Source organism: Klebsiella sp. H-Nf2 (genome assembly GCF_002806645.1).
Taxonomy (GTDB): domain Bacteria; phylum Pseudomonadota; class Gammaproteobacteria; order Enterobacterales; family Enterobacteriaceae; genus Klebsiella; species Klebsiella variicola.
The window spans coordinates 870300-895520 of sequence record NZ_PIBL01000001.1; the positions used below are offsets into that span (position 1 = coordinate 870300).

27 protein-coding genes are annotated in these 25221 nt (G+C 59.0%); 20 read left to right on the forward strand and 7 right to left on the reverse strand.

Translation table 11 applies throughout. The features are described from left to right. The first annotated feature begins 57 nt into the window (after nt 1-57). Both CWM58_RS04285 and CWM58_RS04290 read left to right on the forward strand, forming a co-directional pair. A complete protein-coding gene (locus CWM58_RS04285; protein ID WP_023289828.1) occupies nt 58-972 on the forward strand; it encodes an SDR family oxidoreductase in 915 nt (304 codons plus the stop codon). 166 nt (nt 973-1138) lie between these two features. Next, entirely contained in the window at nt 1139-1384 is a 246-nt protein-coding gene (locus CWM58_RS04290) for a DUF2543 family protein (protein ID WP_100680325.1), read from the forward strand. Nucleotides 1385-1450: 66 nt separating this feature from the next. Here CWM58_RS04290 and CWM58_RS04295 read toward each other — a convergent pair whose 3' ends face one another. Then, complete coding sequence (locus tag CWM58_RS04295; protein ID WP_012968123.1) at nt 1451-2344, reverse strand: LysR family transcriptional regulator; 894 nt, start codon at nt 2342-2344, stop codon at nt 1451-1453. 114 nt (nt 2345-2458) lie between these two features. Between CWM58_RS04295 and CWM58_RS04300 the strand changes: the two genes are divergently transcribed. Next, entirely contained in the window at nt 2459-3310 is an 852-nt protein-coding gene (locus CWM58_RS04300; RefSeq protein WP_100680326.1) for a Vmh family MBL fold metallo-hydrolase, read from the forward strand. Nucleotides 3311-3487: 177 nt separating this feature from the next. Continuing rightward, nucleotides 3488-3628, forward strand: a complete 141-nt coding sequence (sra, locus tag CWM58_RS04305) for a stationary-phase-induced ribosome-associated protein (RefSeq protein WP_012541615.1) — start codon at nt 3488-3490, stop codon at nt 3626-3628. On the opposite strand, the gene CWM58_RS28355 is transcribed toward sra, so the two are convergent. Beyond that, nucleotides 3625-3753 carry a hypothetical protein gene (locus CWM58_RS28355; RefSeq protein ID WP_046619973.1) on the reverse strand — a complete coding sequence of 43 codons (129 nt, stop codon included), beginning with the start codon at nt 3751-3753 and terminating at the stop codon, nt 3625-3627. The genes sra and CWM58_RS28355 overlap by 4 nt on opposite strands. A gap of 55 nt (nt 3754-3808) precedes the next feature. Between CWM58_RS28355 and CWM58_RS04310 the strand changes: the two genes are divergently transcribed. From CWM58_RS04310 to CWM58_RS04330, 5 genes are all read left to right on the forward strand, one after another. Further along, a complete protein-coding gene (locus CWM58_RS04310; RefSeq protein WP_008804752.1) occupies nt 3809-5506 on the forward strand; it encodes an NAD-dependent malic enzyme in 1698 nt (565 codons plus the stop codon). Nucleotides 5507-5689: 183 nt separating this feature from the next. Next, entirely contained in the window at nt 5690-6397 is a 708-nt protein-coding gene (locus CWM58_RS04315; protein ID WP_100680327.1) for a glycosyl transferase, read from the forward strand. Beyond that, nucleotides 6398-7087, forward strand: coding sequence for a hypothetical protein (locus CWM58_RS04320; protein WP_100680328.1), 690 nt, complete (start codon nt 6398-6400; stop codon nt 7085-7087). Nucleotides 7088-7143: 56 nt separating this feature from the next. Next, nucleotides 7144-7839 (forward strand): hypothetical protein, encoded by a 696-nt coding sequence (locus CWM58_RS04325; RefSeq protein WP_100680329.1) that lies wholly within the window; start codon nt 7144-7146, stop codon nt 7837-7839. A gap of 311 nt (nt 7840-8150) precedes the next feature. Beyond that, on the forward strand, nt 8151-9869 hold the full coding sequence (locus tag CWM58_RS04330) for an ABC-F family ATP-binding cassette domain-containing protein (RefSeq protein WP_100680330.1): 1719 nt from the start codon (nt 8151-8153) through the stop codon (nt 9867-9869). 34 nt (nt 9870-9903) lie between these two features. Here CWM58_RS04330 and CWM58_RS29525 read toward each other — a convergent pair whose 3' ends face one another. Both CWM58_RS29525 and CWM58_RS04340 read right to left on the reverse strand, forming a co-directional pair. Continuing rightward, nucleotides 9904-10857 (reverse strand): helix-turn-helix domain-containing GNAT family N-acetyltransferase, encoded by a 954-nt coding sequence (locus tag CWM58_RS29525; RefSeq protein ID WP_100680331.1) that lies wholly within the window; start codon nt 10855-10857, stop codon nt 9904-9906. A 167-nt stretch (nt 10858-11024) separates the two neighbouring features. Beyond that, complete coding sequence (locus tag CWM58_RS04340; protein ID WP_012968118.1) at nt 11025-11624, reverse strand: inorganic diphosphatase; 600 nt, start codon at nt 11622-11624, stop codon at nt 11025-11027. 253 nt (nt 11625-11877) lie between these two features. Between CWM58_RS04340 and adhP the strand changes: the two genes are divergently transcribed. The 7 genes from adhP to CWM58_RS04375 all read left to right on the forward strand — a co-directional run bounded on the left by adhP (nt 11878) and on the right by CWM58_RS04375 (nt 20168). Then, nucleotides 11878-12888: an alcohol dehydrogenase AdhP gene (gene adhP, locus CWM58_RS04345; protein ID WP_060875756.1), complete on the forward strand. Its 1011-nt coding sequence runs from the start codon at nt 11878-11880 to the stop codon at nt 12886-12888. Between the two features lie 157 nt (nt 12889-13045). Beyond that, on the forward strand, nt 13046-14668 hold the full coding sequence (locus CWM58_RS04350; protein ID WP_100680332.1) for a TIGR04028 family ABC transporter substrate-binding protein: 1623 nt from the start codon (nt 13046-13048) through the stop codon (nt 14666-14668). A 10-nt stretch (nt 14669-14678) separates the two neighbouring features. Then, on the forward strand, nt 14679-15623 hold the full coding sequence (locus tag CWM58_RS04355; protein ID WP_008804745.1) for an ABC transporter permease: 945 nt from the start codon (nt 14679-14681) through the stop codon (nt 15621-15623). Further along, nucleotides 15620-16468, forward strand: a complete 849-nt coding sequence (locus tag CWM58_RS04360) for an ABC transporter permease (protein ID WP_100680333.1) — start codon at nt 15620-15622, stop codon at nt 16466-16468. Before CWM58_RS04355 ends, CWM58_RS04360 begins: the two co-directional genes overlap by 4 nt. Next, nucleotides 16465-18081 (forward strand): dipeptide ABC transporter ATP-binding protein, encoded by a 1617-nt coding sequence (locus CWM58_RS04365; protein WP_100680334.1) that lies wholly within the window; start codon nt 16465-16467, stop codon nt 18079-18081. The genes CWM58_RS04360 and CWM58_RS04365 overlap by 4 nt, the downstream gene beginning before the upstream one ends. Beyond that, complete coding sequence (locus CWM58_RS04370; RefSeq protein ID WP_004891666.1) at nt 18081-19067, forward strand: putative FMN-dependent luciferase-like monooxygenase; 987 nt, start codon at nt 18081-18083, stop codon at nt 19065-19067. Before CWM58_RS04365 ends, CWM58_RS04370 begins: the two co-directional genes overlap by 1 nt. Nucleotides 19068-19076: 9 nt before the next feature. Further along, nucleotides 19077-20168 carry an alkylhydroperoxidase domain protein gene (locus tag CWM58_RS04375; RefSeq protein WP_100680335.1) on the forward strand — a complete coding sequence of 364 codons (1092 nt, stop codon included), beginning with the start codon at nt 19077-19079 and terminating at the stop codon, nt 20166-20168. A gap of 6 nt (nt 20169-20174) precedes the next feature. Here CWM58_RS04375 and araJ read toward each other — a convergent pair whose 3' ends face one another. Then, entirely contained in the window at nt 20175-21329 is a 1155-nt protein-coding gene (gene araJ / locus CWM58_RS04380; RefSeq protein WP_032730466.1) for an MFS transporter AraJ, read from the reverse strand. A 278-nt stretch (nt 21330-21607) separates the two neighbouring features. On the opposite strand from araJ, the gene CWM58_RS04385 reads away from it, so the two are divergent. The 4 genes from CWM58_RS04385 (at nt 21608) to CWM58_RS04400 (ending at nt 23640) form a co-directional block, all read left to right on the forward strand. Continuing rightward, complete coding sequence (locus tag CWM58_RS04385) at nt 21608-22045, forward strand: VOC family protein (RefSeq protein ID WP_012968112.1); 438 nt, start codon at nt 21608-21610, stop codon at nt 22043-22045. 86 nt (nt 22046-22131) lie between these two features. Continuing rightward, nucleotides 22132-22950 carry a polyphosphate kinase 2 gene (gene ppk2, locus CWM58_RS04390; RefSeq protein WP_012541603.1) on the forward strand — a complete coding sequence of 273 codons (819 nt, stop codon included), beginning with the start codon at nt 22132-22134 and terminating at the stop codon, nt 22948-22950. A gap of 178 nt (nt 22951-23128) precedes the next feature. Further along, nucleotides 23129-23317, forward strand: a complete 189-nt coding sequence (locus CWM58_RS04395) for a hypothetical protein (protein WP_100680336.1) — start codon at nt 23129-23131, stop codon at nt 23315-23317. Next, entirely contained in the window at nt 23317-23640 is a 324-nt protein-coding gene (locus CWM58_RS04400) for a CcdB family protein (protein ID WP_100680337.1), read from the forward strand. Before CWM58_RS04395 ends, CWM58_RS04400 begins: the two co-directional genes overlap by 1 nt. Before the next feature lie 43 nt (nt 23641-23683). Here CWM58_RS04400 and fdnI read toward each other — a convergent pair whose 3' ends face one another. After that, entirely contained in the window at nt 23684-24340 is a 657-nt protein-coding gene (fdnI, locus tag CWM58_RS04405) for a formate dehydrogenase-N subunit gamma (protein ID WP_032740518.1), read from the reverse strand. Then, nucleotides 24333-25214, reverse strand: a complete 882-nt coding sequence (gene fdxH, locus CWM58_RS04410; RefSeq protein ID WP_100680338.1) for a formate dehydrogenase subunit beta — start codon at nt 25212-25214, stop codon at nt 24333-24335. The genes fdnI and fdxH overlap by 8 nt, the downstream gene beginning before the upstream one ends. Between the last annotated feature and the right edge of the window lie 7 nt (nt 25215-25221).

Sequence of the window (25221 nt, forward strand, 5' to 3'; positions counted from 1 at the left end):
CTGGGGTGAAGCTGGCCTATCCTTAGGTCTGGCCCGTTCTGTCTGAAGGAGATGACTATGCAAGATGAAAAACCGCCAATGAAAAAATTACCCACCTCCATGTTGCCAGAAGAGACGGCTCCACGTCCGGAGTTCCCGGAGCAAGAACAAAACCCACCGGGTCTGGATGCGGAGATGGAGCCGTCACCGGACCACGGGGAAACCAGCTACACCGGCACCGGGAGGCTGGCGGGTAAGAAAGCGTTAATTACCGGCGGCGACTCCGGCATTGGCCGCGCGGTGGCGATCGCCTTTGCCCGCGAAGGGGCCGATGTCGCCATTAGCTATCTGCCGGAGGAGCAAGAGGATGCCGATGAAGTCATCGCGCTGATCAAAGCCGAAGGCCGCACCGCGGTGGCCCTGCCGGGGGATATCCGCTCCGAGTCCTTCTGTCAGTCGCTGGTGGCCGACGCGGTGGAACAACTGGGAGGACTGAGCATCCTGGTCAATAACGCCGGACGTCAGCAATACTGCGAGACCCTCGAGGAGCTCACCACCGAAGACTTTGACGCCACCTTTAAAACCAATGTCTACGCGCCGTTCTGGATCACTCGCGCGGCGCTGCCCCATCTCCAGGCCGGGAGCGCAATCATCAATACCACCTCGGTGCAGGCCTATAAACCCAGCCCGATCCTGCTCGATTATGCCCAGACCAAAGCCTGCCTGGCGATCTTCACCAAATCGTTGGCCAAGCAGGTGGCGAAGCGAGGCATTCGCGTCAACGCCGTGGCGCCAGGCCCTTACTGGACGGTGCTGCAATCCAGCGGCGGCCAGCCGGACGAGAAAGTGAAACAGTTCGGGAAAGACACACCGATGGGCCGCCCGGGGCAGCCGGTCGAGATCGCCCCGCTGTATGTCACCCTGGCATCGGATGCCTGCTCGTATACCTCCGGTCAGGTATGGTGTTCTGACGGCGGGGACGGCGTGGTCTAAATCCCTCGCCTCCGGAACGATAACCGGGCCGGCGTTATGCCGGTCCCTCCCCAGCACGATCGCCGCGCAGCCCCTGCGTGGCGATTTTTCCTCTCCCGCAGCGTGTTTAGCCGGCTGCATGCTATGATATCCGCCCGCCGCTGTGCGCTGACCCTGAGGACAACTGATGAGTAATGAGATCCCCATGAAATTTTATGACATCGTGGACGAGTACGAGACCGAAGCGGCCTCCCCGGTTAAAGAGACGGAACGCGATGCGCTGGCGCGCTATTTTCAACTGCTGATTGAGCGGCTGATGAATAACGAAGAGATCGATGAAGAGGCGCAGCAGGAGATGGCCCGCGAAGCGGCCATTGATGAACGCCGAATTGACGATATCGCCAACTTCCTTAATCAATGGGGCAACGAGTAAGTCTCATCGTCTGCTCACCGGCAGGGCCACCGCCCGCCGGTGTTGCCGCTGAACGCAACGCCATGTTCATGCCCCGGCGGCAATCTCCCCCAGACGTCGCTGCAGCGCATCCAGAAACAGCGGTAGCCCATCGGGCTGATAGTCGCGGGAAAGATAGATGCCATAGACGCTCAGCGCCTTCGGCGTCCAGTCAGGGAGCACCACCTCCAGCGCCCCGCTGGCCAACGCGCTCCGCGCCTCCAGTTCGGGGAGCATCGCAATGCCGCACCCGGCGACCGCCGCCTCCAGCAGCAGAGAAGAGATCCCCGCGCTCAGATTGCCGCTCACCGCCACCGACGCCTCCTGCCCCTGCGCATCGCTGAACTGCCAGCGCTGGCCGGCAAAGTGGCTGTATAACAGACAGTTATGCTGTTGCAGATCGTCAAGCGTCGCCAGCGGGCCATGCTGCTGGAGCCAGCGCGGTGCGGCACAGAGGAGCGAACGACACAGCCCGAGGCGGCGAGCGATCGCCCCGGGCTCGGGGTTGTCGGTAATGCGAATAGCCACATCGATGCGCTCGCCGATCAGGCTGACCGGATGGTTATTGATATCCAGCTCCAGGCGCAACTGCGGATAGCGAGCGAGGAAGTCCGGCAGCAGCGGAGAGATCAGCTGCATTGCCGTGAAGTGCGCGCAGGCGACGCGCAGCGTGCCGCTGGGGTCGGCCCGCTGGCGCTCGCCGGCGATTTCATCGGCGATCCGCGTCAACCCGCGGGTCTTAAGCAACACTTTTTCCCCCGCCGGCGTCAGGGTCAGCCGGCGGGTGGAACGATGGATCAGCCGGGCGCCAGCCCAGTTCTCCATCTGCTCCAGATAGCGACTGACCATCGGACGCGACATCCCCAGCGCCCGCGCCGCGGCGCTGAGACTTCCCAGCTCGCAGATGCGCAGGTATACCTGAGCAGCAATCACCCTGTCCATCATGCCCCCTTCATCTGCACGATTTATGAAACTCAGCATCTCTTATTTCAGGAATTCTATCAAATAGCGAAATCCGTACAATGGAACGCATTCACCTGTTACTGAGAACACATCATGAAATTATCTGCTCTTGCTGTTGCCACCGCCCTGTTCAGCGGTTCGATCTTCGCGGCGCCTCTGACGCTGCAAACCTACAATCCGCAGGAAAAGGGCATCTTTGCCGTTAACTCCACTCTCGTTTCCGGCCCGCACGAAGCAGTGCTGTTTGACGCGCAGTTCAGCGTCAAAGACGGCGAAAAGCTGGTAGACATGATCAAGAAAAACGGCAAGCCGCTCACGCGGATTGTGATCACCTCTGGCGATCCGGATTTCTATTTTGGTCTTGAACCGCTGATGAAAGCCTTCCCGCAGGCGGAAGTGGTCGCCACGCCGGAGGTCGTCAAACATATTGAAGCCACCAAAGCGGCCAAACTGGCGTACTGGGGCCCGCAAATGAAAGATGGCGCACCGGCGCAGGTGTACGTTCCGCAGGCGCTGAAGGCCAACAGCTTTACCATCGACGGTGAGAAAGTAACGATTATGCAGCCGCATGACTACGCGGCGTTCGTCTGGATCCGGGCGAACAAAACGATCCTCGGCGGCACCGGCGTGGCGTGGGGCATGCATCTCTGGACCGCCGACACCCAGACGCCGGCCAGTCGCCAGCAGTGGCGCAGTACACTGGACCAGATGATCGCCCTGCACCCGCAGCGGGTGATCCCTGGTCATTACCTCGGCACACCGCCGGAGGGAGACAGCGCGGTGCGCTTCACAAAAACGTATCTCCAGCAGTTTGAGCAGGCGCTGAAGACGCATCAGGATTCGGCCGGGGTGATCAAGGCCATGGAGACGCAGTGGCCGGGCCTGGCTGAGACCAGTTCGCTGGAGTTAAGCGCCAAAGTTAACACCGGTGAGATGAAGTGGTGATCCCGGCGGTGCGTGAGGGAGACTGTTCTTAATCTGGCGCGCGAAGGTTGCTATTGCCCTGAAAATGGACCACCCTAGCTGAGGTCGCACAAAAAACGTGCGGCCGACTTTGGGTTACATTTCATCCGGTCACCACCGGGTTTGCCCTTGAAACCAGAACAGGATAAAGGAGTCAGAATGAAATCGAACCATCAGGCACGTCATCTTCTCGGTCTGAACTATAAGCTTTCCCAGCAGAAAAAAGTGGTGCTGGAAGGCGATGAAGAAACCACCCTCAACCACATCCATGCTACCGGCCGCAAACGCCGCGGTGGTTAATTTTCAGTCTGAGTGATGATAAACAACACCGTCCTGTTGCCAGGATGGTGTTTTTTTATGGCAATTGATTGCTTGTTTACCCGCTTGACGACCATCTGCTCTATACTCTGCCCGCTGCTTTCCACCCGCCCTCGCTTATCGCCGCGCCGGGACTGTGGTCATGATCAAGGAGTTAGTGCGATGCAATTTACTCATAAGAAAAACCGTTCCCTGTACATCCCTTACGCGGGTCCCGTTCTGCTTGAATTCCCCCTGCTCAACAAGGGCAGCGCCTTCAGTCTGGAAGAGCGCAGCAATTTCAACCTTCTTGGTCTGCTGCCGGAAGTGGTTGAAACCATCGAAGAGCAAGCGGAACGCGCCTGGATCCAGTATCAGGGATTCAAAACTGAAATCGACAAACACATCTACCTGCGTAACATCCAGGACACCAACGAAACCCTGTTTTATCGCCTGATCGGCAACCATCTCGAAGAGATGATGCCGGTTATCTATACCCCGACAGTGGGCGCCGCCTGCGAACGTTTCTCCGAGATTTACCGTCGCGCCCGCGGCGTCTTCATCTCCTACCAGAATCGCCATAACCTTGACGACATCCTGCAGAACGTCCCGAACCATAACGTGAAAGTGATTGTGGTCACCGATGGCGAGCGTATTCTCGGCCTCGGCGACCAGGGGATCGGCGGGATGGGGATCCCGATCGGCAAGCTGTCGCTGTACACCACCTGCGGCGGCATCAGCCCGGCTTATACCCTGCCCATCGTGCTGGACGTCGGAACAAACAACCAGCAGCTGCTGGACGATCCGCTGTATATGGGCTGGCGCCATCCGCGCATTACCGACGACGAGTATTATCAGTTCGTTGACGACGTGATCCAGGCGATTAAGGCCCGCTGGCCGGACGTCCTGCTGCAGTTTGAAGACTTTGCGCAGAAGAACGCCATGCCGCTGCTCAACCGCTATCGCAATGAAATCTGTTCATTTAATGACGATATTCAGGGCACCGCGGCGGTCACCGTCGGGACGCTGATCGCCGCCAGCCGCGGCGCCGGTAGCCAGCTCAGCGAGCAGAAAATCGTCTTCCTCGGCGCGGGTTCCGCCGGCTGCGGCATCGCCGAGCAGATTATCGCCCAGATCGTCCGCGAAGGCGTTAGCGAAGAAGAGGCCCGCCAGCGCGTGTTCATGGTTGACCGCTTCGGCCTGTTAACCGACGGCATGCCTAATCTGCTGCCGTTCCAGAACAAGCTGGTGCAGAAGCGTGAGCATCTGCAGGGCTGGGATACCACTAACGATGTGCTGTCCCTGCTGGACGTAGTGCGTAACGTGAAGCCGAACATTCTGATTGGCGTCTCGGGTCAGCCGGGGCTGTTCACGGAAGAGATTATCCGCGAGATGCACAAGCACTGCCCGCGGCCAATCGTGATGCCGCTCTCTAACCCGACCTCACGGGTGGAAGCGACGCCGCAGAATATCCTGAGCTGGACCGACGGCGAGGCGCTGGTCGCCACCGGCAGCCCGTTTGCCCCGGTCACCCTGAAAGGCAAGCAGTACGCTATCGCGCAATGCAATAACTCCTATATCTTCCCGGGTATTGGTCTGGGGGTAATTGCTTCCGGCGCGTCGCGGGTCACCGACGAGATGCTGATGGCCGCCAGTGAAACCCTGGCGAAACACTCGCCGCTGGTGAACAACGGCGAAGGTCCGGTGCTGCCGGAGTTGAAGGATATCCAGACCGTCTCACGGGCAATTGCCTTCGCGGTCGGCAAGGTGGCGCAGGAGCAAGGCGTGGCGGTAAAAACCTCCGCTGAAGCGCTGCTGCAGGCCATTAGCGATAATTTCTGGCTGCCGGAATATCGCAATTATCGCCGCACCTCGATTTAATCACGCTCACCGGGTCGACATATCGGCCCGGTTTTTAATAACGTCAGAATAATATCTCCCGCCACAGAAACGCCTTTTTCGCCCATATTCATTCATCGTAAAAATATAAAACGGATAGCATTTGCCGTATGTCCTCTACTGTGCAAAATAGTCTCCTCTCAACTCTTCACAACGGAATGTGAAATGCAAAAATTAACCCCTGGCGCGAATAAAGCGAATGCTATTCTGATCCGGATTGTCTTGTTTCTTATCGGCGGTATCGCCATCATCACCGGAATGTGCCTCTTCAGCGGCGATATGTGGATGCTCACCCCGCGCGCTGACCAGTATCAGCCCGCCACCGGCGATCTGGTGGATGTCGTCATCTATGAACCGAGTAAATTTTTCTTCGCCCTGCTCTACGTGTTTATTATTACCCTGGTCTGGCTGTTGGCGGTATGTAAAACCCCCTGGCGGCCAATACAGCATCCTATATTACCGCTGATGGTACTGATTGCCGCCGGGATATTTATTTTCCTCCATCCGGAGGTCACCCCGGGTCGGGATGCCAGTATTCAGTACGGTAAACACAACATTTCTTACACTGCCATTTTCTGGAGCAAAACGAATTCAGATCGACATGTCACTCAACCCTCTAAATATGAAATTTTTGTTGAAGCGAAAGATCCCCGCTGGCTTATCGACAGAAACAATCTTGGCCGCGCCTGGCGCTGTGAAGTCAAGCGGCATACCCAGTTTTACACCCTGTCATTCAATGAGGGCTGGTTTCCGGACGCCGATCCGCAGGTCATGGCCCGCCAGTGTACTCAGGTAAGCGATCTGAATGCGCTCAGTGAAACGGCAATCATGATTGCCCGCCCGATCGCCACCGTCCCTGTGGAGGCACCGTAAATGAGCCAGCAAAAAATCGTTCTGCAACCGATATTACGCCTCTGGCTGGGGCTGTTTAGCGGATTGTTGTTGGTGAGCGCCTTCAGCGCCTTTCACGGTGAGCACTGGTATTTCGGCGATAAGCAGGCGTTTTACGCGGCGAAAGCCGGCGAGGTTTCGGTGCATGAACTCTATACGCCGGCAAAAATCCTCTTTCCTTTTATCGTCAGCACGATCCCGCCGCTGCTGTGGCTGCTGCTGGTTAACCGCCAGGCGCCGCGGCTGCTGACCCACATTCTCCCACCGGTGTTACTCCTGCTGGCGGGACTGGTGTTTTTCTTCCTGAGACCCGACGTGATTCCCGGCGGAGAGACCCCTGTCTATCGCTACGGCGAGCGGGAGCGCTACTACCAGACGGTCCGCTGGCAGAAACCGGAGCCGGGCGCGTGGCGGGGTACCCGCTCTGAGTACAAAGTGTATATCGAATATCGCGATCCCAAGGGATATCGCGAAGCCGACAATATTAAAAACGCCTATAGCTGTGAAACCCACCGGGAGTCTCGCTTTTTGACCTTAACGACCGAAGAGGATTGGTATCCGGATGCGTATCCGAATATTCTCGACGCCCCCTGCCAGGCGATAAAGGATCCCCAGGCGATGACGGAATATACCCGCGACCACGCCCGCTGGTTTCCCATTATATTTAAATAAATCAATGATAATACTTTCAATGATTCTCACTACTGAGACGAAGAAGGAACGTTAATATGCCCCACCAGGTTGCGACAAAAAACATGACGAATAGGATGATCATTTTATATTTAGCACTTACAGGAATAACAGGGTTAGTCTATGGCTTATGTTCACTAAGTGGTGAAACACTGCATTCCCCCTTTGAAATCAGTTCATATGATGCCGTTGCTGGCGATCTTATCGAACATAGTCTGTACACCTTCTATAAACCGTTTGTCGCTACGCTCTGCTCACTCGTTATACCGTTGATTTGGCTGTTATCAACGAGAAAATCAACGCATCGTAAACTGCGTCACCCGGCTATTCCAGTTATGCTTTCTTTGCTGATTTTCATCTTTTTTGGATTGTTCCCCGGCGTTATTCCCGGTGGAGAGACAACCCGTTATCGTTACTTCCTTCATGAGAAGCATTATCTCAGTATTGTCTGGGCAAGCATGGATCCAGATAATTATTTTGAATCCAGATCCCGCTATGAAACTTACATAGAATACAGAGATCCATATGGATTCCGAGGAATTGATAACATTAAAAATGCTTATCACTGTGAGCAAACACGTGAAACTGTTTTCCTGACGCTTTACATTTCTCAACGCTGGTTCCCGAAGGATAAACCTGATGTCCTCGAAGCCCAGTGCCAAAAAATAACTGACGCTAATACACTGACCGAAGCGGTACTGGCAAAAGCGTATTGGTTTCCCTTTGTACGCTAAACTCTGAGCGCGCGCCGCGCGCACCCCCTGCCAGTTTTGTCACTGGCGTCGCTAGCCTTTCCCCACTACACTGCCACCACCCATCCACTGACTAAATAAAAAAGGAGGCCCCCCATGCTGTATTGTGAAATGTTTATTGTTTCACATGCATTAGGCAATTGCGCCAGCTCAAGCGTTATCGGTATCGTGCTGCGATAACTATGGCTTGAGCGAAGACACTTCACGCAATCCCTTCTCTCCGGCTTACCGGGTTATCGTCAGCGAGTTTTGACGAGGCATTTGCATGCCTGTAACTCTTGAGTAAGTTGACTATGAGTACATTACTAACTGCCCATGCGCTCCACGTGGAGACTGCCTTTGGGCCGCTGTTTAACACCCTCTCATTCACCCTGAAGAAAGGCGACCGTATCGGTCTCATCGGCCATAATGGTTGCGGCAAAAGCACCCTGTTGCAGGTGCTGGACGGCACCCTCGCGCCCACCTCGGGCAGCGTCTCACTCGCTGGTCAGTGTCTGATGGCCCGCGTTGAACAGCATCTGCCGGAGGCGCTGCGTTCGCAGTCGCTGTTGCAGGCAGTACTGGCCCCGTTACCCGCTGATGTACGGGAAGCGCAGCGCTGGCTGGCCGAACGCCTGCTGGCGCAGATGGGCTTTACCCCGGCGGTGATGGAGCAGCAAACCACTACCCTGAGCGGCGGCCAGCACACGCGCCTGCTGCTGGCCCGGGCGCTGATCCGCCAGCCTGATCTGCTGCTGTTGGATGAGCCCGGCAACCACCTCGATCTGCCGACCCTGCTGTGGCTGGAAAGCTTCCTGCAAACCTGGCAGGGGAGCTTCGTGCTGGTGTCACACGACAACACCTTATTGGATGCTGTAACTAATGCCAGCTGGATCCTCCGCGACCAGACGCTGCACAGCTTCGCCTTGCCCTGCAGCGCTGCCCGTCAGGCACTGCAGGAGCAGGATGAAAGCGCCGCGCTGCGCCATAAGGCCGAGCAAAAAGAGATCGACCGGGTCAGCGCCAGCGCCCGGCGGTTGGCCACCTGGGGTCGGGTCTATGACAACGAAGACCTCGCCCGCAAAGCCAAACAGATGGAGAAGCAGGTCGCCCGCCTGAAAGACGAGCAAACCGAGCTCAGCATCGGCCCGCCGTGGCGTCTGTCATTGCAGGGGGACGCCCTGCCGGCTGACCGCCTGCTGGAGATGGACACCCTTCCCGTCGCGCCCGCGCCGGGCCTGCCATCCCTCTTCACCACCGGCGTGGCGCGCCTGCGCAGCGGCGATCGCGTGGCCATCATGGGGCGCAATGGCGGCGGTAAATCGTCCCTGCTGCGCCTGCTGTGGCAGCAGATGAACGACGCATCGCCACTCCCGGGGCTGCGCCTGCATCCCCGGCTGCACCCCGGCTACTATGACCAGACGCTGGAGCAGTTACCGGACGATGCCAGCCTGCTCGACGCGCTGACGCCGTTCGCCCCGTCGGCCGACACCCGTAAACGGGCGCTGATCGCCGCCGGGTTTGGCTGGGCGAGACATAGCCAGAAGGTCAGCACTCTCAGCGGCGGCGAGCGGTCGCGGCTACTGTTTGTTGGCCTCTCGCTGGCGCGCTACAGTCTGCTGCTGCTGGATGAACCCACCAACCATCTTGATATGGAGGGTAAAGCGGCGCTGGCGCAGACGCTGCGCGATTACCCCGGCGGCGTGCTGCTGGTCAGTCATGACCGCCAGCTGATTAGCGAAAGCTGTAACCGCTTCTGGCTGATCGACAACGCCGGGTTAACGGAATGGCACAGCCTGGAGGAGGCCTATGCCCGTCTGCAGGCCGTGGCGCCCGCCCCGGACAGTCGACTCGCTTTGCAGAGTACGCCCGCCAGGGCTGACAATGATGAGGAGGAGGCGCTGCTGGCGCGGCTGATTGACCTGGAGCAATGGCTGGCTGACGATATGGCCCGCAAGCCAAAACATCAAAAGCCGTCGCTTCAGGCGCAGTGGCGAGAGGAGATTAACCGCCTGCTTAACCAGCTGGCGTAATCTCCTGTACCCCCACCGGCTAAGCGCAACGTGCTTAGCCGGTGTTTCCGGACCGGGTAAATTGCTGCTCGGTCATTACCTTTCCCCACTGCTCCCCCTGCCATTCGCAGGTTAACGTGAAGCCAAAGGATTCATACAGTTTGCGGGCCGCGTCCAGCCCTTTAAAGGTCCACAGCTGCACCGCGCTAAACTGGCGACTATCGCAGAAAGTCATCGCCTCGCTGAGCAGACGCCTGCCAATGCCGCTTCCCCGGCAGCTGTCGTCGAGAATAAACCAGCGCAGATGCGCCTCCTGCTGGCCGAGGTCCTCGCCATCGATAGCCAGCGAGCCGACGATTTTCCCTTCGCGGATCGCCAGCCAGATCTGGTTGGCCGGGGAGGAAAGCCGGGTGGCAAATTCCGCTACGCCGCTGGCGACCTTGCCTTCAAAAAAAGCGCCAAAGTCATGATGACGGGCGTAATACTCCCCGTGCATCTGGGCAATCCGGCCGATCATCCCCGGCTGATAGCCGGTCATCAGCGAAATTTGCGGAGCCGTATCCGCGAGCGCGCTATCCCGACACTGCGCCAGCGCCCGGGCATAGGCCGCCAGTCCAGTGACGACAGTTTGCTGCTGCGTCTCATCCAGATGGTCTAACGCCTCCACCACCTGGCGGGTACCCCAGGCGTTAATTTTCGCTACCGTATCGTGCCCCTTTGCCGTCAGGGCGAGTGATTTCGCGCGTGCATCCTCCGCGCAAGGACGCTCCTCCAGCTCACCGGCCGCCAGCAGACGAGAGACCATCCGGCTGACGCTTGATTTTTCCAGTCCCAGCAACGTGACCAGCTGCGCGGCCGTCATCTCCCCCCTCATCGATACCTCAAGCAGGGTGTGCACCGCCGAAGGTGAATAATGGGTGGCGGCCAGCGTGGTGCTCATAAAGCCCAGCTCGCGCACCATTAACCGCGAGGCGGTACGAATCTGTTGGATTAAGGGGGTATCAGGCATGGCAGCGGGTCCGAAACATGAAATGGTTGTACAATACAACCATCATCTTCATCCTGCGTCAAGATGCAATATGGTGAGATAAGCGTTGCCGTGTGACCTGTGATTTCGCCGCCACTGGGGTCGTGAGAGCGAATACCGCGGGCGCCGGACAGCGCCCGCGATGAATATTATTGCGGGTTCTTCGCTTTCCAGGCCTCCCAGGCCGATTTGATCTCCTGCTTCGCAGCGGCGGCATCATTAAAACCGGCCAGCTCAACCTTTTTACGCCCCTCTGGCAGTTCTTTATAGACCCGGAAGAAGGCCTCCAGCCGCTGCTGCTCGATTTTCGGCAGATCGGTAATGGTCTTGATGTCGTCATAGGTCGGATCAATTTTGCTGGCCGGCACGGCGATGATTTTGTCGTCTTTCTCACCGCCGTCTATCATCTTTAGGACACCGATCGGCCGCAGCTTAATCAGTGTGCCCGGCGCCATCGGCGCGCGAGTGTAAAACACCACGTCCAGCGGGTCGCCATCTCCGGCCAGCGACTGGGTCAGCGAGCCGTAGTTCGCCGGGTAAGCCACCGGCATCGACTGAAAGCGGTCGGCGATAATAAACCCCGTTTTGGCGTCGGTTTCATACTTAATAATGCCACCTGCCGGGATCTCGGTGACGGCGTAAAATTCTTCCGGGTTGTTTTCCGGCTGGGGGAATTCCAGCACGTTCTGCGCCTGCGCGGCGGCGGACAGAAACAGACCGGCAGTGAGGATGGTTTTTACCAGATGCATTGTTGTATCACTCTGTTGTTATAAGAAATTGATGCGCAAAACGATAGAGTTGGGTGATGAAGAAAACATGACCATTCAGTGACGCTATTATTACCTACCAAAATTAGAGGCATTGTCTGAATTTTGTGCTACCGCTGTAGCAAAAAACCACATCCTGTACTAAAGCGCCTTGTATTTTTCTCCATAGCGTCTAATCCTTATTGGGTACTATTGCATTAATAAAATTAAACAATCCCCTCACAAGGAGACAGGCATGAAGGCTGCTGTTGTTACCCACGACCATCAGGTTAACGTCACGGAAAAAACGCTGCGCCCGCTGGAATACGGTGAAGCGTTGTTGAAAATGGAATGCTGCGGCGTGTGTCATACGGACCTGCACGTGAAAAACGGCGATTTTGGCGATAAAACCGGCGTCATTCTCGGCCATGAAGGGATCGGGGTGGTGCAAAAAGTCGGACCGGGCGTGACCTCCCTGAAGCCAGGCGATCGCGCCAGCGTGGCGTGGTTCTTTGAAGGCTGCGGCCACTGCGATTACTGTAACAGCGGCAATGAGACGCTGTGTCGCTCGGTAAAAAACGCCGGCTATTCCGTCGACGGCGGCATGGCTGAAGAGTGCATCGTCACCGCCAACTACTCAGTTAAAGTGCCGGACGGCCTCGACTCTGCCGCCGCCAGCAGTATCACCTGCGCGGGCGTCACTACCTACAAAGCGGTCAAGGTCTCCCACATCAAACCGGGTCAGTGGATCGCTATCTACGGTCTCGGCGGGCTGGGTAACCTGGCGCTGCAGTATGCGAAGAATGTCTTTAACGCCAAAGTGATCGCTATCGACGTCAACGACGGGCAGCTGGAACTGGCAGCCTCGATGGGCGCCGATCTGACCATCAACTCCCGTAATGAAGATGCGGCGAAAGTGATTCAGGAAAAAACCGGCGGCGCGCATGCTGCCGTGGTGACCGCGGTAGCTAAGGCGGCCTTTAACTCAGCGGTGGATGCCGTTCGTGCCGGTGGCCGCGTGGTCGCGGTGGGCCTGCCGCCGGAGGCGATGAGCCTCGATATTCCACGTCTGGTGCTCGACGGCATCGAGGTGGTCGGTTCGCTGGTCGGTACTCGTCAGGACCTGGTGGAAGCCTTCCAGTTTGCCGCCGAAGGCAAAGTGGTGCCGAAAGTTACCCTGCGCCCGCTTGAAGATATCAACGCCATCTTTAAAGAGATGGAACAAGGTCAGATCCGCGGCCGTATGGTTATCGATCTGCGCAGCTAATCACCGACGCCTCTCCCGCCCGGGAGAGGCGCTTGCCCCACGCTTCCCACTCGCGAAGTAAATCCAATTTCCGCAAATGCTTAGCGCAATTCCTTGGTTCCTTTGTTTTTAGCCGCGCCCGATGATGGCAACACAATAGATAACAAAGGAATTCACCATGCATCGTCATTTTCGCCTGCCTGCGCTGGCCGCCCTGTTTCTCTCCGGCGCCTTTTCCGTCTGGGCCGCCGACACGCCGGTTAAAGGCGGCACCTTAATTTATCTGGAGCAGCAACCGCACACCAATCTCTATCCGCCCGCCGGCGGCTTTTATCCGAATGGCGGTATTCTCAATCAGATAACCGACAAGCTCACCTGGCAGAACCCGAAAACGCTGGAGATTGAGCCGTGGATTGCCGAGAGCTGGACCAGCAATGCCGATAAAACCGAGTACACTTTCCACCTGCGCAAAGGGGTCACCTTCTCGGACGGCACGCCGCTTGACGCCGCCGCCGTGGCCAAAAACTTCGACACCTATGGTCTGGGAGATAAAGCCCATCGCCTGCCCGTCTCGGAGGTCATCAATAACTACCAGCGCAGCGAAGTGATCGACCCGCTGACGGTGAAATTTTACTTCAACAAACCGTCGCCGGGCTTCCTGCAGGGAACCGCTACCATCGGCTCCGGTCTGGTGTCACTCAGCACCCTGCAGCGCAATTTTGAAGAGCTGGGCGATGCCCGGCATATTATCGGCTCCGGGCCCTTTGTGGTGCAGGATGAAAAGCCAGGCCGCGAGCTGACGCTGGTGGCACGCAAGGATTATCAGTGGGGGCCGAAAAACATTGCCCAGCAGGGGCCCGCTAACCTCGATGGCATCACCTATATTGTGACCCCGGAAGACAGTGTGCGCATCGGCGCGCTGCTGGCGGGTCAGGCGGGCTTTATTCGCCAGGTGCAGGCCTACGATGAAAAGCAGGCGACCGATCAGGGATTTAAGGTCTACGCCGCCCCTACCCGCGGGGTCAACGACAGCCTGAGCTTCCGCCCGGATAACTCGCTGGTCGCCGACCTGCGGGTGCGCCAGGCCCTGCTCCATGCCACCAACGCCAAACAGGTGGTGAAGACGCTGTTCTCCGCTAACTACCCGCAAGCGACCTCCGTACTGGCCAGCTCCGCCGCCGGCTATGTCAATCTGAGCGATAAACTGACCTTCGATCAGGCCAAAGCCCGACAGTTGCTGGACGACGCCGGCTGGAAGCCCGACGCCGACGGTATTCGCAGTAAAGACGGCCAGCGGCTGGCGCTGACGGTGTATGAATCGCTGCCGCAGCCGCAGAATAAGGAAGTGCTGCAGCTGATCGCCCAGCAGTGGCGCCAGGTGGGTGTGGCGTTGACCGTCAAAGCCGGGGATGCCGGTAGCCGTACGCTGGACAACCTCGACCCGCAGAAAACCCCGCTCACTGTCTCAGAAGTGGGCCGCGCCGACCCGGATGTGGTGAAAAGTATGTTCTTCCCCAACAATCGCGATGCGCTGCTGCAGAAAGGTGGCTCCAGCGATAAAGTGCAGCACTTCCGCGATGATAAGCTCAATGACCTGCTGACCGGCATCTCCGCGGCGGTAGAGCCGCAGCAGCGCTTGCAGTTAACCGGTGACGCCCAGCGCTATCTGATCGATAACGCCTATGTGATCCCCATTTTCGAAGAGCCGCAGGTGTTCGCCGGCGCGCCGTGGGTCAAAGGCGTCAGCTTCGAGGCCGTCGGTCGTCCGTCGTTCTACGGCGCGTGGCTGGACAAGCACTAAGAGGCCGGATATGAGCGCTTATCTTCTGCGACGGTTCGGCCAGGGACTGCTGGTCCTGTGGGCGGCATTTACCCTCACCTTTTTCCTGCTGCAGGTGCTGCCGGGAGATGCAGTGCTGATCAAGTTTCAGAACCCGGACCTCGGCCTGAGCCCGGCGCAAATCGCTGACATGCGGCTGGCCTACGGCGCCGATAGCCCGCTGTGGCGCCAGTACCTGCACACGCTGCTGGCGATGCTGCACGGCGACTTCGGCTATTCCCTGCAGGCGGGTCTGGCGGTCAGTAGTCTGATTGCCAGCAACCTGCCGGATACCTTAAGCCTCGCGCTGCCGGCCTTCCTGCTGGCTGTAGCGCTGGCGTTCGCCCTCGCCTTCGCCTCCCGTCTGCCGGGGCTGCGCTGGCTGAGCAACCTCCTGCAGTCGCTGCCGGTGCTGTTTATCTCTCTGCCTACCTTTTGGCTGGGTATCGCCCTGATCCAGCTCTTCTCGTTTCAGTTGCGCTGGATCCCGGTGATCAACCCCGGGCCACTGGAAGGGCTGATTTTACCGGTTATCGCCGTCGCGCTGCCCATTTCGGCCCCGCTGGCGCAGATCCTGATGCGCAGCATGGATCAGGTGGCGGTTCAGCCCTTCGTCGCGGTCGCCCGCGCCAAGGGAATGAGCGAGACCGGCGTCCTCTGGCACCATGTGATGGGTAATGCCCTGCTGCCGGCGCTGAATATTGCCGGGCTGCTGCTGGGCGAGCTGATTGCCGGGGCGCTGATCACTGAGACCGTCTTCGGCCGCAGCGGCCTCGGCCAGCTGACCCAGCAGGCGGTCAATAACCAGGATATCGCCGTGCTGCAGGCAGTGGTGATGATCTCCGCCCTCGGCTTCGTCCTGATAAACCTGCTTGTCGACCTGGTCATGCCGCGACTGGATCCCCGACTCCATTTACAGACCGGAGGTGCGAAATGAGCCTGGTCGATTATGCCATCGCGGTTCGCCGCCGCCCGGAATGGCGCAGGGTGCGTCTGCAGCCTGGCCTGTGGCTGGCGTGGGCGGTGATGATCACCGCGTTGTTAATGGCCCTCGCCCCGCAGTGGTTTACCGCCGCTAACCCGCTGGAAGGGATCCCCGGCGCTCAGCGCCTGGCGCCGCAAGCGCACTACTGGCTGGGTACCGACCAGCTGGGGCGCGACCTGTGGACGCGGGTGGTTTACGGCGCGGTACATTCCCTGTCGGCGGCGCTGATCGCCGTCGCCATCGGCCTGGTGGTGGGTACCGCCCTTGGTACGCTCGCCGGGGCGCTGACCGGACGCGTTGAATCCACGATCATGCGCCTGGTCGATGTCCTGCTGGCTATCCCCTCCCTGCTGCTGCAGCTCACGGTAATTATTCTGCTCGGTTTCGGTACGGTGAATGCGGCGGTGGCGGTCGGCGTGGCGGCTATCGCCAGCTTCGCACGCCTGGCGCGGGCGGAGGTCGTGCGCGTGCGCCACAGCGATTACGTCGAGGCGGCCCGGGGCAGCGGCGGCACCTTTTTCGCCGTCTTCTGGCGCCATATTCTGCCCAACTCGCTCACTGCGGTGCTTGCTTTCGCGACGCTGCAGTTCGGACAGGCGATGTTGGCCCTGGCCACCCTCAGCTTCCTCGGCTACGGCACCCCGCCGCCGATCCCGGAGTGGGGATTATTGATCGCCGAAGGTCGCAACTACCTGTCGACCGCCTGGTGGCTAACCACCTTCCCCGGCCTCGCCGTGGTCGCCGTGGTCCTTGCCGCCAATCGTCTTAGCCGCCAGTGGAGTGGAGTACGCCCATGAACGTTCTGTCCGTTGAAGATCTGCGCATCAGCTACCGCTCGCGGGGCGAATGGCGCGAAGTGGTGCATAACGTGAGTTTTTCCATCCAGCGTGGCGAAATGCTGGCCTTCGTCGGAGAATCCGGCTCGGGGAAAACCACCACCGCGCAGGCCATAATCGGTCTGCTGGCGGATAATGCCCGCCGGGATGGCGGGCGGATTGTCCTCAATGGCGAAGTGATTAGCGACTGGTCGGCAAAACGCCTTAACCGCCTGCGTGGGGTGAGCATTAGTCTGGTCCCGCAGGATCCCGGCAATTCGCTTAACCCGGTAAAAACCATTGGTCAGCAGGTGGAAGAGATCCTGCGGCTGCATCAGTCCCTCTCCGCCGCTGAGCGCCGACAGCAGGTCCTTAACCTGCTCACTAAAGTCGGGCTCAGCCACCCGGAACAGCGCCTTGACCAGTATCCGCATCAGCTGTCTGGCGGGATGAAACAGCGGGTGCTGATTGCCATCGCCATTGCCCTGCAGCCGGATCTGATTATTGCTGACGAGCCCACCAGCGCTCTCGACGTCACGGTGCAGAAGCGCATTCTCGACCTGCTTGATATCCTGCGCCGCGAGTCGGGTACCGCCGTGCTGTTTGTCACCCACGATCTGGCGCTGGCCGCTGAACGCGCCGACCGGATCATGGTGTTTCGCCAGGGAGAGATTCAGGAACAGGGCCCCACCGAGGTGATTGTCCAGCGTCCGCAACACCCTTACACCCGCCAGCTGCTCCACGACCTGCAGGATGCGCCGTTGGGGCTGACGGCGTCTCGTCACCGGCCGCTGGCAACACCGGCCATTCGCGTGGAGGGGATCAGTAAACGCTTCTCGCTGGGCAAACAGGCGCTGCAGGCGCTCGACAGCGTCAGTTTTGAGGTCAGACGCGGCACCACCCATGCGCTGGTGGGCGAATCCGGTTCCGGAAAAACCACCCTGGCGCGGATCCTGCTGGGCTTTGAGCGCGCCGATGCCGGACAGGTGACCATCGACGGTATCGACGCCGGGCATCTCAGCCGCGAGGCGCAGCGTCAGCTGCGGCGGAAAATCCAGTTTGTCTACCAGAACCCCTTCGCCTCGCTCGACCCGCGCCAGACGCTGTTTGCGATTATCGAAGAGCCGTTAAAAAACTTTGAGCGCCTCAGCGCGTCGGCACGTCGCCTGCGCGTGGAGACCGTCGCCGCGCGGGTGGCGCTGGCCCCGGAGCTGCTATCGCGTACGCCGCGGGAGCTCTCCGGCGGCCAGCGGCAGCGGGTGGCGATTGCCCGGGCGCTGATCCTCGAGCCGGCGATACTGGTCCTTGACGAAGCGACCTCGGCGCTCGACGTCACCGTTCAGGCGCAGATCCTCGCCCTGCTGCAGCAGTTACAGCAGCAGCTGGGTCTCAGCTACCTGTTCATTACCCACGATCTGGCGACGGTCAGGCGGATTGCCGACAGCGTCACGGTACTGCGCGCCGGCCAGGTGGTGGAGCATGGCGACGTTGGCCGCCTGTTCGCTACCCCGCAGCAGGCCTACACTCGCGAACTGATCGCCGCCATTCCTCAGGTTTCACCCCGCATAGCACAGGCCCACACGGAGAACGCATAATGCCTAAACGCCTCGGCTTTTTTACCCGTCTGCTCGATCAGGGCTCCGCGCAAACGCGCTACCGGCTGGCGGCCGAACAGATCCGCCACGCGGAGCGTTTGGGCTTCGACAGCGCATGGATTGCCCAGCACCATTTTCATGAACAGGAAGGCGGCCTGCCTTCGCCGCTGGTGTTTCTCGCCCACGTGGCGGCACAGACCGACCGGATCCGTCTCGGCACGGCGATTATCACTCTGCCGATGGAAAATCCGCTGCGCGTCGCCGAAGACGCGGCGGTACTGGATTTACTCACCGACGGGCGTCTGGAGGTGGGGTTTGGCTCCGGCGGCACGCCAACGTCGTTTCTGCCCTTCGGCCTGACCAGCGAGCAGCGCGGGGCGGTGTTTGCCGACCATCTGCACCTGATCCATAGTGCCTGGCGCGGCGATACCCTGAGCCACCCGGACAACCGTCTCTATCCGCCCGCGCCGCAGCTGGCGGAACGTATCTGGATCGCCACCTTCTCGGCGGAGGGCGCCATCCGTGCCGGTCAGGCGGGACACGGGCTGATGCTGTCGCGCACTCAGCCACGTCCACCCGGAGAGCCACGCCTGCCGCTGGACGCCATTCAGAACCCGATCATCGACGCCTACCTGGCGGCGCTGCCGGACGGCGTTGCACCGCGGATCCTCGCCTCGCGCACCGCCTTCGTCGCCGACAGTCACGCCCACGCCCTGCAGGTCGCCGAGCCCGGTCTGCGCAAGCAGGCGACACAGCACCGGGCGGCGGGTCATACGATAGAAGGTGACAGTGTCACCGACTATCTACAACAGCTGGATGCCCACGTTGGCGACCCAGAGCATGTTATTGCCTCCCTGGCGCAGGACAGCGTGCTGGCCCGCGCCACCGATATTTCGTTTCAGGTGCACTCGGTGGAGCCTTCGCACCGGGATACGCTGCGTTCCATTGAGCTGATCGCTCAGCATATTGCCCCCCACATCAGATAAGGAGTCACCATGACGCTGAGTCAGGATATTCTGGCCGAACTGGCGGAGATTGCCCCCGGTTCCCCGCTCGACCAGGCGCGCGCCGTACGCGATGCCGCCACCCGTCACGCCCAGGGAAGTTATGAAGTGCTGTTCAGCCAGCAGGACGCTGACTTTCCTCTTGATGAACGCTTCGCGGTGGCCGCGAAGGTGGCGAAACTGCACCAGGCGGACGCGCTGGCGGCGCACTATGCCGGTTTCGGGCTCGCCGATCCAACCACCGATCGTCTGGTCCCGGCGCTGGCCTTTGCCCGCCTGCTCACCTTCACCCCCGTCGAAGCCACCCCCGGCGCGCTGCACACCTTAACCGGCGCGGGCTGGAGCCTGCGGGGCATCGTCACTCTGGCGCAACTGGTGGCCTTTGTCAGCTTCCAGAGCCGACTGCTGCTGGGCCTGCGGACGCTGAACCATAAGCCCATTGTCAGCGCCGATACGCCGCTGGTCGCCGGATACTGGCATACCACACCCCACACCCAGAGCGGCAAAGCGGCCCCGGTTCGCTTCACCCGCGACGAGCTGCACTGGGAACCCTGGCTGGCCGATAAACCGCTGGCGGAATTCAACGCTGAAGAACAGGCGATTCTGGCCAAATATGGCCATAGCGACTCCCCCTACTTTCGCCTGCTGGCGCGCAACCAGCCGGTGCTGGAGCAGCGGACGCTGACCGATAAAGGCATTTTCTATACCCCCGGAGGATTGCCGCGCGCCGAACGCGAACTGGCGGCCACGGTGACCAGCAAAATCAACGGCTGTATTTACTGCGCCTCGGTGCATGCCCGCAAAGCGGCGCAGCTGGCAAAGGACGAGACCGCCGTCGACACGCTGCTGGCGGTGACGCCGGGGGAGAATTTGAGTGACGGCCAGTCGCCGCGCTGGCAGGCGGAAATCGACGCCGCCGCTGCGCTGTCGGTGACGCCGCCCGGGCTGAATGCCCGCCATCTGGCGGCGCTTGATGAGCAGGGTTTAGATACCCTGGCCCAGCTGGATCTGCTGCAGTCGGCGGCCTTTTTCGCCTGGGCCAACCGGCTGATGCTGACCCTTGGCGAACCCTGGCGTGAGTAAGCGTCGTTAGCAAGCTTGTCGGCGCTGATGGCAGCCATAGATGAGCAAGGCGCTCATCGCCAGAAACGACAGCGTGGCGGCAGGAAGCGCCACGCTGTTCCAGCCAAAGCCCTGGGCAATCATCATCCCGCCGCAGAAGGCGCCGATGGCGCTGCCGAGGTTGAAGGCAATCTGCCCTCCTGCCGCCCCCAGCATCTCGCCGCCTTTGGCGTTCTGCAGCAGCAGGATCTGCAGCGGTGCCGACAGAGCGAACAGTCCCGCGCAGCAGATAAACGCCAGGGTCAGCGAAGCGACTTTATGTTCACCGAAGGCAAAGATCAGCAGCAGCGTCACGGCAATGACCCCGTCGGTCATGGCCGCAATACGCAGCGGGCTGAAGCGTCCGGAAATTTTGCCGCTGAACAGATTACCGACCACCATTCCCAGCCCCGCCAGCATCATAATCAGCATCATCCTGCTTTCGGCAAAGCCGGAGACATTGAGCATAAAGGGCTTAATATAGCTGAACCAGGCAAACACGCCGGCGTTGCCAAACATGGTGGCGGCAAAAATCAGCCACGGCGCCGGGGAGGCCAGAAAACGGAACTGCTCGCGCAGCCGGGTGCTGGTGCGATCATAGAGGGTGGGCACCCAGCAGAAAATAGTCATCAACACGGCGACGTTAAACACCGCGATAAGGGCAAAGGTATAGCGCCAGCTGAAGTGATGCCCAAGCCAGGTGCCGCCGGGGACCCCCACCAGGTTAGCCACCGTCATCCCGCCGATCATCCCCGCCACCGCGGCGGTCACCTTCCCCGGCGGCGCGATTTTCGACAGGATTATCGCCCCGACGCCAAAGAACGCCCCGTGGGGAAAACCGGAAACCAGGCGGCCAAGCGCCAGCATGGCGTAGCTACTGGAGAGGGTAAACAGGGTATTGCCTAGAATACACAGGGCAGCGAGAAACAGCATCACCGATTTCAACGAAAACCGGCTGGAGAGCAGCGCCATGATCGGCGCGCCGATCACCACGCCGAAGGCATACCAGGCAATCATATTGCCGGCGGCGGGGATCGAAATCCCGACATCGTGCGCCATATCCGGCAGCACGCCCATAATGCCAAATTCCGCCATACCGAGTCCGAAGGTGCCCAGCGCCAGTGAAAAAATCGTTTTTTTCATACATCTTATAGGGGTATTGAGAGACGGCCGGCATTATTGACTATCCCGCCCCGACACACCAGCTAAAAACGCCCGACGGCAGCTTCCTCCATACAACGGCCTGATTCGTTCATGCTCGCCGCCCGCGCGGCAGGCCGTCATCGAGCCGGCGACGGCGTGGCTTAGCAATGACCCTCCCCTATTAAAATCAGTGGGCTCAAAGCGATAAACGCCCAATTGATCTCAACTTAACTTGAGGTTGTAAAGTCTCCCCATCATTCACCTCTGGAGAATCATCGATGCAAACTGTTGATGTCGGTTTTACCCATGTCGCCTTTACCGTCCGCTGTCTGGCCAGCAGTATTGATTTTTACACCCGCTATACCGCGATGACTGTCATTCACCAGCGCGAGCCCGGCTTGCCCTCAGCACGTAAGGTGGCGTGGCTCAGCGATCGCACCCGGCCCTTCGCTCTGGTGCTGGTGCAGAGTGACGATCCGGCCGACACGCCGCTGGGCCCGTTCGGCCATCTCGGCGTCGCCTGCGCCACCCAGGCGGAGATCGATGAGAAGGTCGCTCAGGCGCGGCGGGAAGGCGTTTTGCGGCGGGAACCGGAACAGCTGGGCGATCCGGTGGGTTATTTCGCCTTCTTTGCCGACCCGGACGGTAACACCCTGGAGCTGTCATGGGGGCAGCGGGTGGGGCTGGAAGTCATTGCGGCGGGGAACGCCAGCTAGCCCGTCCCCTGCGCGAATATTTTCCACCGCCTCGCCGGCGAAGGATTACACTTCAAAGGGATACCTCGGCAACACGGAGCATGGCGATGGGTAATAAGAAAAACGGTAATCCGGTCGACGCGGCGGTGAAGACCGCTCCGCTCGACAATAAAGCGTATGAGAAGGCGTTGCGCAAACTCCATGTTGAGCTGGTGAAACTGCAGCGCTGGGTGGTGCATAAAGGGCTGAAGGTGTGCATCGTCTTTGAAGGCCGGGACGGCGCCGGCAAAGGCGGCACCATTAAGGCGATCACCGAGCGCGTCAGCCCGCGTATCTTCCGGGTCGTCGCCTTGCCCTCACCCACCGAGCGTGAGAAAAGCCAGCTCTATTTTCAGCGCTATATCAAGCACCTTCCGGCGGCTGGCGAGATTGTGATTTTCGATCGCAGCTGGTACAACCGCGCCGGCGTCGAACGGGTGATGGGCTTTTGCACGCCGGAGGAGGTGCAGAAGTTTCTCGACGGCGCGCCGATGGTGGAGCGCGGCATGGTCGAATCGGGCATTATTCTGCTCAAGTACTGGCTGGAGGTCTCTCCACAGGAGCAGGAGCGCCGCCTGCGGGATCGTATCGATGACGGCCGTAAAATCTGGAAGCTCTCGCCGATGGACATTAAGTCTTTCAACCGCTGGGATGAATATACCGCCGCCCGCGACGCCATGTTCGCCGCCACCGATACCGCCTGGGCGCCGTGGTTCGTCGCCCGCTCGGAGGATAAAAAGCGCGTACGTCTGAATATCATCACCCATCTACTGTCGCAGATCCCCTATGAAGCTTTACCGGTGGAGCATGTGACGCTGCCGAAGCGCAAAATTGGCAAAATGAAACAGACCAATTTCCCCTTCCGCTTTATTCCGGAGAAGTTCTGATTATTCCCCGCCGCGCTGGTTAATACCAGCGCCGGGTTTATTACAATGACCATGAGTATTTCATGCGATTACTTTCCTCTGGAAGCAGCCTCGCAAAATAAAAAACAAAGCTGAACCAGGTATTTCTTTTCATCTCATACCGCGTGATAATCAGCTCGCCAACAACAAGGAGCGGAAAATGAAACAGAATACCGTTAACAAGCCAGGGACTCGCGATCGTGCAACAACGGTTAACCCGCGCAACCAGGCACTGACCATCGTCGACGCGGACAAACGCCGAAAAGACCAGGAATTCATTAAGGCACTGAATGAATTCACCGCCCGTGCAGGGTTGCTGTCAGAGGATCCTTTTTTCGGGGGGATTTAATGGCAGCACAATTTTATATCTTTCGTAACCCATCATCGAGAACCAATGCGTTTCAACCTTATTTAATGGTAATCCAACATGATTATTTTAATGACCTTGGCACACGTTTAATTGTGCCGCTGAGCTATCATTCTCATTTGACCGGCCATTATCATGCTGCCGCCCCGGTTATTAATATGGAGTTTGAGAAACTGTTCATCAACACGCCGGCAATCACCAGCGTGGCTAAGCAAAGGCTGGATAAAAAATATTTTATCTGCAATTTAGCGAAAGAAAGAACTACCGTGATATCAGCGATGGACGCATTAATCACTAACACATAAACCCGCTCCAGCAAAACTGGAGCGGGTCTCCTGACCAGACGGCTTACTTCATCCCTTCGCGACTCTCTTTCATCGCTTCCAGGCGTTCGACATCGCGATACCAGCGCGGGTGATGTTTCTTCGCCCAACGGCGGCTCACCTTGCCTTCGATCATGCCTTTAATCGACCCTTTCACCCAGAATGCCATATACATATGGATGAGGATCGCGTGGATCAGGATAATCGCCGACGTCGCATGAATCAGCAGGCTATAGCGAATCACCTGAATCGGGAAATATGCCGCGAAATACGGCCGCCAGATAATCACCCCGGTCACCAGCAGCACGAAAATCATGCTCATAATGGTCCAGAACATCATCTTCTGCCCGGCGTTATATTTACCGACGCGCGCGACCTTATGTTCGTTGCCTTTCAGCACCTCCACGATGCCTTTCAGCCAGGGGATATCCTGTTTATCAGGAATATTGTGGTGGACAAAACGCACAAACATAAACATCAGCGCGACAAAAATCAGCACCCCAAAGAACGGGTGCAGGATACGCCCCATCTGCGGCGTGCCGAAGGTTTCCGTTAGCCACTGCAGCGTCGGGAAGAAAAACGATATTCCCGACAGTGCCACGAGGAAGAAACAGATAACCACCGTCCAGTGACAGGCGCGATCGATAAACGTCGTGCGCACAATCATCTTCGATTTACTCATCATGTTCCTCCTCGTCGTCAATTTCCTTGTTCGGCCCGATACCGATGTAGTGGTAGATAAGCCCGGCGAAGGTAGCGATAAAGCCCGCCGCCGCCAGCGGTTTCAGCGCCCCCTTCCACAGACTGATACTGGTATCGATCTGCGGTTCCTTCGGCAGCTTGTGATACAGCTCCGGCTGGTCGGCATGATGCAGAACGTACATCACGTGGGTGCCGCCGACGCCCGGCGGGTTGTAAATCCCGGCGTTGGCATAACCGCGTTTTTTCAGCTTATCCACCCGCTCCTCAGCCACCTCCAGCATCTCTTTCTTCGTACCGAAGTGGATCGCGCCGGTAGGACAGGTTTTCACGCAGGCCGGTTCCTGACCGACGCTGACCCTATCCACGCACAGCGTGCATTTATAGACCCGGTTATCCTCTTTATTGAGGCGCGGGATATTAAACGGACACCCGGCAATGCAGTAGCCGCAGCCGATGCAGTTTTCCTGCTGGAAATCGACGATGCCGTTGGCGTACTGAATGATCGCCCCGGCGGACGGGCAGGCCTTCAGGCAACCCGGCTCTTCGCAGTGCATACAGCCATCCTTGCGGATAAGCCACTCCAGCTTGCCGTTCTGTTCAGTCTCGCTAAAGCGCATGACCGTCCAGGATTTGGCGCTGAGATCCGCCGGATTGTCGTACACACCGACGCAGTGCCCCACTTCATCGCGGATGTCATTCCACTCGGAACAGGCTACCTGGCAGGCTTTACAGCCCACGCAGGAGGAGACATCGATAAGCTTGGCGACTTCCGCCTTATAGTCCCGCGCGCGCGGCGCGGGCGTGATCGGGTTGGTCGCGGAGCGTTTAATAATGTCTTGTGTTTCCATCGCCATTTAATCG